Consider the following 9,826-nt stretch of genomic DNA (forward strand, 5'->3'; position numbering starts at 1 on the left):
CGGCTACTATCTGATCGGCGGCGCCTTCGCCGTTGCCGTCAGTTTCCTCGTCCTGGCGCTGCTGCCAGCGGATTTTCTCGATCGTTTCTGGCGCCGGCGCCTGCCGTTGTTTGCCCTCAGCGACGCCACCCGCGCCGCCATCAGCCTGCTATCCTTCGCCGGCTTTGCAATTCTTATCGCCGCCGGCTTTTTCGGCAGCCGCGACCCACTTTCCAATCCTCTGCCACTGGTGATCTGGACACTGTTGTGGGCCGGCGTCACGCTGCTGCAGGGTGTCTTCGGCGACCTCTGGTCATGGCTCAACCCCTGGTATGGAGCATGGCGTCTCGCCTCGCGCCTGTTCGGGACCAGGGATCACGGAGCATGGCGCCTGCCCGGATGGGTCGGCTGCTGGCCGGCTGTCATCCTGTTCTTCGCCTTCGCCTGGTTCGAACTCATCGATCCGGCGCCCGACGATCCGGGGCGGCTGGCCTTGGCCGCCGGCCTCTACTGGCTGTTCTCTTTCCTCGCCATGCTGGCGTTCGGCTATCGCGGCTGGAGCCGCAGCGGTGAATTCCTGACGGTTTTCTTCTCGATGGTGGCGCGCTTCGCCGTGGCCGAACGCAACCAAGACGGCCGGCTTGGCCTGTGCTGGCCCGGCGCCAAGCTGCTGACGGCGCAGCCCCTGCCGGCCAGCGGCATCGCCTTCCTGCTGCTGGCCCTGTCGTCGGTGTCCTTCGACGGCCTGTCGAAGACCTTCTTCTGGCTCGGCCTGTTCGGCATCAACCCGCTCGAATTTCCCGGCCGCACCGCGCTGATCGGCAGCGGCACTTGCGGGCTGATCCTGACATTCGCGCTGCTGGCGGCGGTGTTCCTGCTTGCCGTCCGGCTCGGCCAGCGTCTTGCCGGCAGCGATCACACGCTCGGCCAGGCCGCAGGCCTGCTGGTGTGGTCGATCGTGCCAATTGCGCTTGCCTATCACGTTGCGCATTATCTGACGGCGCTGCTCGTCGACGGCCAGTATGCGCTTGCGGCACTGTCCGATCCGTTCGCGCTGGGCTGGAACCTGTTCGGCACCGCCGACATGCAGATCGAGGCCGGCATCGTTGCGGGGGCGGACTCTGCGTGGTGGCTGTGGAATATCCAGGCCGGCGCCATCATCCTGGGCCATGTGCTCGCCGTCCTCGTCGCTCACGGCTTCGCCTGGCGCCTGCACCCACAGCCCTCCCGCGCGGCACTCAGCCAGTTCCCGCTCACCTTGCTGATGATCGCCTACACCGTCTTCGGCCTCTGGTTGCTTGCCACGCCGACTGTCGGATGAGAAAAGGCGACCAGCATGCCTTCGGGGAAAGCCCGCTTGCCACGTCGGGGCTTTGGTGATTTAGTTTGTACACATGCGATTTTTTGCCTCGTTACAGCCAGTCAAAACTCAAAAACAGGGGAACTGCCGTGACTGACAAGAATGGGTTTTTCGATCTCTCCAGATCCACGCTCACCCGCCGCACGGCGCTGAAGGGTCTGGCCGCCGGCGCCGGCCTGGGCCTGGCCCCCGGCTACGTCCGCTATTCCCAGGCGCAGAGTTCGGCGCCGATCAAGATCGGCTTCCAGTCGCACCGCACCGGCATCGGCGCCGCCTATGGCCGCTGGTACGAGAAGACCACGGCTGCCGCGGTCAAGGCGATCAACGCCGCCGGCGGCATCAACGGCCGTCAGGTCGAGGTGATCATCGAGGATGACGGCACCGATCCCGGCCGTGGCGCCGAGGTGGTCGGCAAGTTCGCCACCCAGCACAAGACCGACATCGTCTTCGGCACGCTGTTCTCGCATGTCGTCATTGGCTCTGCGCCCGCCGCCGGCGAAAACAAGATGCCCTATTTCGTCGTCAGCGAAGGCCATCACGTCGCCTCGACAAAGCTGAACCGCTATGTCTTCCAGCCCGGCATCACCGACGTGAAGAGCCAGATCCAGTCGATGGCGCCGTGGATCGCGGCCAATGCCGGCAAGAAGGTGACGCAGATCTTCCCCGATTTCGCTTTCGGCTACGACCATCGCGACTACCTGCCGCCGGCACTGAAGGCGCAAGGCGGCGAGGTCATCGCGCAGATCGCCATCCCGCCGACGGAATCGTCCTTCACCAAATACTTCCCGCAGATCCCGGCCGAGACCGAGGTGATCTACCACGTCATGGTCGGCCCGGCCGTGCTCACTTTCGTCAAGGAGCTCGGCGAATTCTACGGCTCCAACCGACCGCAACTGTTCGGCTTCATCGATTCGCTCGAGGCCACCGACATCAACAGCCCCGGCCTCGAATTCCTCGACGGCAGCCATTTCTGGGAAGGCTCGCCGCGTTATGCGCAGGCCAACGATTCCGAAGCGCAGAAGGCCTACCGCACCGCTGTCGGCATCGATGACAATGGCGCTGCCGTCGGCGATCCCAAGGATGTCTCCACCGCAGCCCACATGTTCGGCTGCTGGGAGACGCTCTATGTCGTCAAGAAGGCAATGGAAGACGCCGGCTACAAGGGTCCGGAAGACCGCGCCAAGCTGGTCGAGGCGACCGAGGCACTGACCGAGTTCGCCGAAGGCCCGCAGCATCCGCAGGGGCCAAAAACCTTCAACGGCAAGATCCACCAGTGCTTTGGTATCCAGAACATCTCCAAGGTCGAGGGCGGCAAGCTCAAGGTCGTGCACAAGACCAAGATCGAGGACGGGCTTTACGAGGCCGAGGGAGATTATACGACGCAGGCGCTGTGAGTTTGGCATTCCAGCAAGCGCCTGCCAGCGTGTAACCGATGCACTTTGGTCCCCACCTCCTCCTCGCCGCTCTCGAAGGCCTCGTCACCTCGTCAGTGCTAGCCCTGACGGCGCTCGGCCTGTCGCTGGTGTTCGGCGTCATGCGGGTGGTCAATGTCGCGCATGGCGAGTTCTTCATGCTGGGCGCGGTGCTCGCCTGGGCGATCACCACGGCCATCGGCGGTCACCCTGCGCTCGGCTTCCTGGCGGCGCTGGTGATTGCCCCGCTGATCGTCGGCGCCATTGCGCTGGTCGCCGAACGGCTGGTGCTGCGCCGGCTCAATTACAATCCGGAAGCCACCATCGTCGCCACCATCGGCATGCTCTACATCATCCAGCAGCTGGCGCTGACTTTCTATGGCCCGGAGGCTCGGCCGGTCGAGCCGCCGTTCAGCTACCGCATCCTTTTGCCGTGGTTCGGCTATTCCGGCTACAAACTGTCTGTTATCGCCGCTTCCGCGCTGCTGCTCACCGCGACATGGCTGGTGCTGACGCGCACCAGGATCGGCCTCGTCATGCGCGCCACGCAGTATGACAGCGAAACCGCACAGGCCTTCGGCATCCCTGTCGGCCGTGTCTATGGCGGCGTCTTCGCGCTCGGTGCCATGCTGGCGGCCATTGCCGCGGTGCTGATCGTGCCGATCAGCCAGGCGCATTATCTGATGGGACAGGATCCGCTGCTGCTCTCCTTCATCGTCGTCATCATCGGCGGCCTCGGCTCGCTGCGCGGCACGGTCGTCGCCGCCGTGCTGATCGGCCTCTCCGACGGCATCATCTCGATGTTCTTCTCGCCGACGCTGGCCAAGATCATTGCCACGCTGCTCGTCGCCATGGTGCTGGTGTTCCGCCCGCAAGGCCTGTTCGGGACGGCATCGCGATGAGCGAAGCTTCGCCGGCAAAAGCCTATGCCCTGCATCTCGGCGTCATCGCCCTGCTCTTCGTGCTGAGCTTCCTGCTGCCGGACTACTATCACGGCCTGCTTGCCCGCATCATGGTGCTGGCGGTCTTTGCCATGGGCTACAACATGCTGTTCGGCTATGTCGGCCTGCTCAGCCTCGGCCATGCGATGTTCTTCGCCGCCGGGCTCTATGGCGCCGGCCTTGCCGTCATCCAGCTCGGCTGGAGCGTACCAGCGGCATTCGCCTCGGGCCTCGGCTGTGGTGTTGTTGTTTCACTCGTGATCGGCCTGCTGGCGTTGCGCACCACGGGCGTCGCCTTCATGATCGTCACCATGATGTTCGCTCAAGTGTTCTACCTCCTCATCCTCTACTTCGCGACTTGGACCGGCGGCGACCAAGGCATGGTCGTGCCGCAGCCGGCGCGGGTGCTCAGCTTTGGCGCTACATCGCTCGAACTCACCAATCCGACGGTGCGCTACATGACAGCGCTGGCGCTGTTTTCCATCGTGCTGCTCGTCACATTGGCCATCGTCCGCTCCCGCTATGGCCGCGTGCTGGTCGCCATCCGCGAGAATGAGGAGCGCACGAAGATGCTCGGCTACGATACGTTTTCGAACAAGCTCGCCGCCGTCGTCATCTCCGGCATCATCTGCGCGGCCTCGGGGGCCGCCTATGCGCTGCTGTTCGGCTATGTGTCGGATCGAGCTTCGCGTCGGTGCAGTATTCGATCCTGCCGCTGCTGTGGGTGCTGCTGGGGGGTGCCGCGACGACGCTCGGACCGCTGATCGGCACGCTGTTCATGTACTATGTCATTGATATCACCAGCGGCTACACCTCCGCCTATCTGCTGATCGTCGGCATCGCGCTGATCCTGCTGGTGCTGTTTTTCCCGAAAGGCATTCTGGGCAGCATCCGCCAGCGCTGGCTCGGGTGGCTGCCATGATGCCGCTTTTGACCACCAAGGGCCTGTCGCGCAATTTCGGTGGTCTGCGCGCCGTCGACAATGTCGATTTCGCGCTGATGCCGGGCGAGATCCGTGCCGTGATCGGCCCCAACGGGGCGGGGAAGACCACCTTCGTCAGCCTGGTCAGCGGCCGCATCCAGCTGTCTGCCGGCATGATCGTCTTCGACGGCGCCGACATCACCAATCTGCCTGCCTATGTCAGGGTGCGCAGGGGCATCGCCTACACCTTCCAGCTCACCAGCGTCTATGCCAACCTGTCCGTTTACGCCAACGTCGCGCTGCCCGCGCAACTGACGCAGCGGCATGGCAGTCATTCCAAGAGCGCGATACAGGCCGCTGTCATGACCGCACTGGAACGCACCGGCCTGGCCGATCGTGCCCACATGCCGGCGGGCCAATTGTCCTACGGCCATCAGCGCCTGTTGGAAGTGGCGATGGGCCTCGCACTGAAGCCGCGCCTGCTGATCCTCGACGAGCCGACGCAAGGGCTGGCCGACAGCGAGATCGACAATTTCATCACCCTGGTGCGCGAGATCGCCAAGAACGCCACCGTGCTTCTGATCGAGCACAACATGCCTGTCGTCATGCAACTCGCCGACCGCATCACCGTCTTCAATGCCGGCAAGATCCTGGCCGAAGGCACCCCCGAAGCGATCCGCGAGAACGCGGCGGTGCAGGAAGCCTATCTGGGGACCGCCCCATGACCGAGGCAAAGTCCGAGGCGCTGACCATCTCTGGACTGGACTGCTACTATGGCGAGGTCCAGGTGCTCTATGGCCTCGACCTGGTGCTGAACAAGGGCGAGGTGCTGTGCCTGTTCGGCCGCAATGGCGCCGGCAAGACGACGACGCTGAAAGCCATCATGGGACTGGTTCCCTCAAGCGCCGGCTCGATCAGGCTCGATGGCCAAGAGTTGACTGGTCTGCCGGCGCATGAAGTGCCCAAGGCCGGCGTCGCCTATGTGCCGCAGGGAAGACGGCTGTTCGCCGAAATGACGGTGGCGGAAAACATCGAGATCGGCCTGATGGCGCGCGGCAAGGGCAAGGCCGTGCGGGAAAATGTCCTCGACCTGTTCCCGCTGCTGCGCCAGCGGCTGCGGCAGCGTTCCGGCACATTGTCCGGCGGCGAACAGCAGATGCTGGCCATGGCGCGCGCGCTCTGTCTCGAACCGCAAGTGCTGCTGCTCGACGAGCCAACCGAAGGGCTGATGCCGTCGATGATCGCCAAGATCCGCGAGACGGTGTCGAAGCTGCGCGACATGGGCGTCTCGACCATCCTGGTCGAGCAGCGTGTCGATGCGGTGCTTTCGGTCGCCGACCACGTTGCCTTCATCGAAAACGGCCGCAACCGCGAGACGGTCGACGTCGAGGAGTTGCGCGCCGACCCGTCGGCGGTCCGCCGCTATGTCGGCGTCGGGTGATCAGCCGAAGAACAGAAAGCCCGCGACCAAAAATGTCGGGATCAGCACCAGCCCAGACCACAGCATGTAGCCGAAGAAGCCCGGCATCTTCACGCCGCGATGGCGGGCGATGGCGTAGACCATGAAGTTCGGCGCATTGCCGATATAGGTGTTGGCGCCCATGAACACCGCGCCGGCCGAGATCGCGGCAAGCGTCGAAGCGAACTCCGTCATCAGGTGCCGGGGGTCGCCGCCGGCAAGCTCGAAGAACACCAGATAGGTCGGCGCATTGTCGAGGAAGGACGACAATGCCCCTGTCAGCCAGAAATAGGCGAGATCGTTGGGCGTACCCGAGGGTGAACTGACAAGCGACACCAGCGGTGCCAGCGCGCCGTCATGGCTTGCCCTTAGGATGGCGATGACCGGCACGATGCAGATGAAGATGCCGGCAAACAATTTTGCCACCTCTGCTATCGGGCCCCAATTGAAGCCGTTCGCCTCCCGGTGGCTCTTGTAGGAGAGCGGAAGCGACAGCAGGGCGAGCGCCAGGATGATGGCGTCGCGCACCAGATTCTGCAGTTCGAGACTGACGCCGAACACCGAGAAGCTGACGCCGGGCTTCCAGGCCGCCGACACCAGGATGGCGCCGATCACGCCCGCCAGCAGCGGAAGGTTGGCCAGGCCGCGCAGACGCACCTTGGTATCCGGCGTCGGATCCTTGATCTTCGGCGCGCCAGCCTCGCGCCGATGCAGGATGATGTCGATGCCCAGGAAGACGGCCAGCACGGCACCGCCGACGAACAGGGTCTCGCGCCAGAGATTGGCGGTCGTCCAGAAGAAGTCGACACCTCTGAGGAAGCCGACGAACAGCGGCGGATCGCCAAGCGGCGTCAGCGAGCCGCCGATGTTGGACACCAGGAAGATGAAGAAGATGACGACATGGGCGTTGAACGGCCTGTTATCGTTGGCGCGGATGATCGGCCGGATCAGGATCATCGAGGCACCGGTCGTGCCTATCACCGAGGCCAGCAGCGCGCCGACCAGCAGCAGGCCTGCATTCACCAGCGGCGTGCCGTGAATGTTGCCGGCAAGGAGAATGCCGCCCGAAATGGTGAACAGCGCAAACAGCAGGATGATGAACGACATGTATTCCGTGAGCAACGCATGCAGCACCGCTTCGGTCGCTGTGGGAACACCGAAGGCAGCCGCCAGCGGCACGATCACCAGTGCGGCCCAAAGGGCCGATATCTTGCCGTAGTGATGTTCCCAAACATGAGGAAACAGCAGCGGACCGGTGGCGATCGACAACAGCAGCCCGGCAAAGGGCAGCGCCCACCACAGCGGCATCGAAGCGCCGGGCAGGCCGTGTTCCTCCGCCGCGAAAGCCTGTGCCGGGAACAGCACGGCGGCAATTATCGCAGCGCATGCAGCCAACAGGGAGATCGGATATGAAAAAGGCCCCCTCATCCGGCCGCTACGCGGCCACCTTCTCCCCGAGGGGAGAAGAGACTCGGCGCCGACGCTCGCCTTCTCCTCTCCCCTCGGGGAGAGGTCGGATTGCCCCGAATTGCCCTTCGCAATTCGGCTGGCAATCCGGGTGAGGGGGTGCTTGCCCAACGGCCGTTCAATCCGACAAAGGGTCTTCGAGCGTCACGCCGGCGTCGCGCAGGCGCTGCAGCATGGCATCGAGCGAACCGTTGAGATCGATGCCGCGGCAGGCATCGAGCCGCACTGTGGTTTTGAAGCCCTGGCTGACGGCGTCCAGCGCCGAAAAGCCGACGCAGAAATCGGTCGCCAGCCCGACCAGGGTCAGCGTGTCGATGCCGCGCTCCCGGAGGTAGCCGGCAAGGCCGGTCTGCGTCGTGCGGTCGTTCTCGAAGAAGGCCGAATAGCTGTCGATATCAGACCGAAATCCCTTGCGAATGACGAGCTCGGCCTTGGTCCAGGCCAGGCCGGAATGGAAATCCGAGCCCAGGCTGCCCTGGATGCAGTGGTCCGGCCACAGCGTCTGCTGACCATAGGGCATTTCGATCATCGTGAAAGGCTGCGCGCCCGGATGGCTGGAGGCAAAGCTGGAATGACCGGCGGGATGCCAGTCCTGCGTCAGCACGACATGGTCGGTTCGCCGGATCAGGTCGTTGACCAGTGGCACGATCTCATCGCCGCCGGCAACCGCCAGCGCGCCGCCGGGACAAAAGTCGTTCTGCAGGTCGATGACAACAAGCGCCTCGTCGGCCATGGGCTTTCCTCTTCCGTATGCAGGCTCCAGTGGAAAATGCCGCTGACGCGACCGGACGCAGAAACTTGACCAGATGGCCGGCGGCGTCAACCTCTCGCGACATAACAAATGCGTGCCGGCCGGGCCGCCGCAAACTCGGGCTTTGACAAATCCAGCGGGCTTGATATCATTTGCATACGAATGAGTTTCTCGGCTCGAACGCCGGAAATACCGGATTCGGAAAGTTCCTTCTGGAAGGCAAAGCGTGATCCGTTACGCGAAACCCACCTCGGTCGACGAAGCGCTCGCTTTGCTTGGCGAGGGCGCCTGGCGCATCCTTGCCGGCGGCACCGATTTCTATCCGGCACAGGGCAGCAAACCGTTCCGCGACAATGTTCTCGACATTAACGGCCTGGCGGCGCTGCGCGGCATTGCCGAGACGCACGACCATTTCGTCATCGGCGCGCGCACGACCTGGACCGACATCGTCCGCCATCCCTTGCCGCCGGCCTTCGATGCGCTGAAACAGGCGGCGCGTGAGGTTGGCTCGGTGCAGATCCAGAACGTCGCCTCGGTCGCCGGCAATCTCTGCAACGCATCGCCTGCCGCAGACGGCGTGCCGGCCCTGCTCATCCTCGATGCCGAGGTCGAGCTGCGCTCGGTGGCCGCGACGCGGCATCTGCCGTTGCAGGACTTCATTCTCGGCAACCGCCGAACCGCTCTGCTGCCCGGTGAGATGGTCACGGCCATCCGCGTGCCGAAGCCCAGCGGCACGTCGGCTTTCGTCAAGCTCGGCGCGCGCCGTTATCTCGTCATTTCCATCGCCATGGTGGCGGCGCGTCTGGTCGTCCAGGATGGCCTTGTCCGGCAAGCGGCGGTCGCCGCCGGCTCCTGTTCGGTGGTGGCCAAGCGGCTGGCCGGCGTCGAAGCCGCGCTGCACGGTCTGCCGGTGGACGGCGGACTCGCCGACGCGGTCCTGGCCGCGCCGATGGCAGAACTGTCGCCGATCGCCGATGTGCGCGGCAGCGCCGAATACCGGCTCGATGCGGTGCGCGAGATTGTTGCCCGCACGGTGCTCGCGGCTATGGGGCGTACGACTGGCGAAGAGGTGGCGGCATGAGCCAAAATTGGCCTGACGCGCGTGAAGCCCTGCCCGATCCGGGCAGTGCCCAGCCAGGCTTCGGCGCTGCGCGCGCCGATATCGCCTTCGAGGTCAATGGCACCGCCGTCTCGGTCAATGTGCCGCCCCTGCGCCGCCTGTCCCTGGTGTTGCGCGATGAATTGCTGTTGACCGGCACCAAGATCGGCTGCGACGCCGGCGACTGCGGCGCCTGTACGGTGCTGGTCGACGGCGATCCGGTCTGCGCCTGCCTGATGTCGGCGGCTTCCGCCGCCGGGACGGCGGTAACATCCGTCGAAGGCCTCGCCAATGGCCGGCTGTCGGCGCTGCAGGCCTCGTTCCTTGCCCATGGCGCGGCGCAGTGCGGCATCTGCACGCCGGCGCTGCTGGTCGCGGCAACGGCGTTGCTGGACAAACAGCCAAGCCCGACCGAGGCCGAGGTGCAGGATGCGCT

9 protein-coding genes and 1 pseudogene are annotated in these 9,826 nt (G+C 64.5%); 8 read left to right on the plus strand and 2 right to left on the minus strand.

Annotated features, from left to right (window positions below; all coding sequences use genetic code 11):
* From EN964_RS13695 to EN964_RS13720, 6 genes and pseudogenes are all read left to right on the plus strand, one after another.
* Positions 1–1,300 (plus strand): hypothetical protein (locus EN964_RS13695; RefSeq protein WP_127276441.1); only part of this gene is annotated, 1,300 nt, incomplete at its 5' end.
* A 128-nt stretch (positions 1,301–1,428) separates the two neighbouring features.
* On the plus strand, positions 1,429–2,733 hold the full coding sequence (locus EN964_RS13700; RefSeq protein WP_127267046.1) for an ABC transporter substrate-binding protein: 1,305 nt from the start codon (positions 1,429–1,431) through the stop codon (positions 2,731–2,733).
* Positions 2,734–2,771: 38 nt separating this feature from the next.
* Positions 2,772–3,653: a branched-chain amino acid ABC transporter permease gene (locus EN964_RS13705; RefSeq protein ID WP_127267045.1), complete on the plus strand. Its 882-nt coding sequence runs from the start codon at positions 2,772–2,774 to the stop codon at positions 3,651–3,653.
* A pseudogene (locus EN964_RS13710) lies at positions 3,650–4,614 on the plus strand (branched-chain amino acid ABC transporter permease). Before EN964_RS13705 ends, EN964_RS13710 begins: the two are co-directional and overlap by 4 nt.
* Positions 4,611–5,339, plus strand: coding sequence for an ABC transporter ATP-binding protein (locus EN964_RS13715; protein ID WP_127267044.1), 729 nt, complete (start codon positions 4,611–4,613; stop codon positions 5,337–5,339). Before EN964_RS13710 ends, EN964_RS13715 begins: the two are co-directional and overlap by 4 nt.
* Positions 5,336–6,055, plus strand: a complete 720-nt coding sequence (locus tag EN964_RS13720; RefSeq protein ID WP_127267043.1) for an ABC transporter ATP-binding protein — start codon at positions 5,336–5,338, stop codon at positions 6,053–6,055. The genes EN964_RS13715 and EN964_RS13720 overlap by 4 nt, the downstream gene beginning before the upstream one ends.
* On the opposite strand, the gene EN964_RS13725 is transcribed toward EN964_RS13720, so the two are convergent.
* Complete coding sequence (locus EN964_RS13725; protein ID WP_127267042.1) at positions 6,056–7,501, minus strand: sodium:proton antiporter; 1,446 nt, start codon at positions 7,499–7,501, stop codon at positions 6,056–6,058.
* 157 nt (positions 7,502–7,658) lie between these two features.
* Positions 7,659–8,273, minus strand: coding sequence for a bifunctional nicotinamidase/pyrazinamidase (pncA, locus tag EN964_RS13730; protein ID WP_127267041.1), 615 nt, complete (start codon positions 8,271–8,273; stop codon positions 7,659–7,661).
* Positions 8,274–8,517: 244 nt separating this feature from the next.
* Between pncA and EN964_RS13735 the strand changes: the two genes are divergently transcribed.
* Both EN964_RS13735 and EN964_RS13740 read left to right on the plus strand, forming a co-directional pair.
* Entirely contained in the window at positions 8,518–9,372 is an 855-nt protein-coding gene (locus EN964_RS13735) for a xanthine dehydrogenase family protein subunit M (protein ID WP_127267040.1), read from the plus strand.
* The coding region (locus EN964_RS13740; protein WP_127276443.1) for a (2Fe-2S)-binding protein at positions 9,369–9,826 on the plus strand (458 nt) is incomplete at its 3' end. The genes EN964_RS13735 and EN964_RS13740, both read left to right, overlap by 4 nt.

The sequence above is a fragment of the Mesorhizobium sp. M7A.F.Ca.CA.001.10.2.1 genome (assembly GCF_003998575.1).
GTDB lineage: Bacteria > Pseudomonadota > Alphaproteobacteria > Rhizobiales > Rhizobiaceae > Mesorhizobium.

Coding starts and splice junctions, on each gene's coding strand:
- pncA (WP_127267041.1), bottom strand. CDS start 8,273: ATGGCCGACGAGGCGCTTGTTGTCATCGACCTGCAGAACGACTTTTGT.
- EN964_RS13715 (WP_127267044.1), top strand. CDS start 4,611: ATGATGCCGCTTTTGACCACCAAGGGCCTGTCGCGCAATTTCGGTGGT.
- EN964_RS13705 (WP_127267045.1), top strand. CDS start 2,772: ATGCACTTTGGTCCCCACCTCCTCCTCGCCGCTCTCGAAGGCCTCGTC.
- EN964_RS13725 (WP_127267042.1), bottom strand. CDS start 7,501: ATGAGGGGGCCTTTTTCATATCCGATCTCCCTGTTGGCTGCATGCGCT.
- EN964_RS13720 (WP_127267043.1), top strand. CDS start 5,336: ATGACCGAGGCAAAGTCCGAGGCGCTGACCATCTCTGGACTGGACTGC.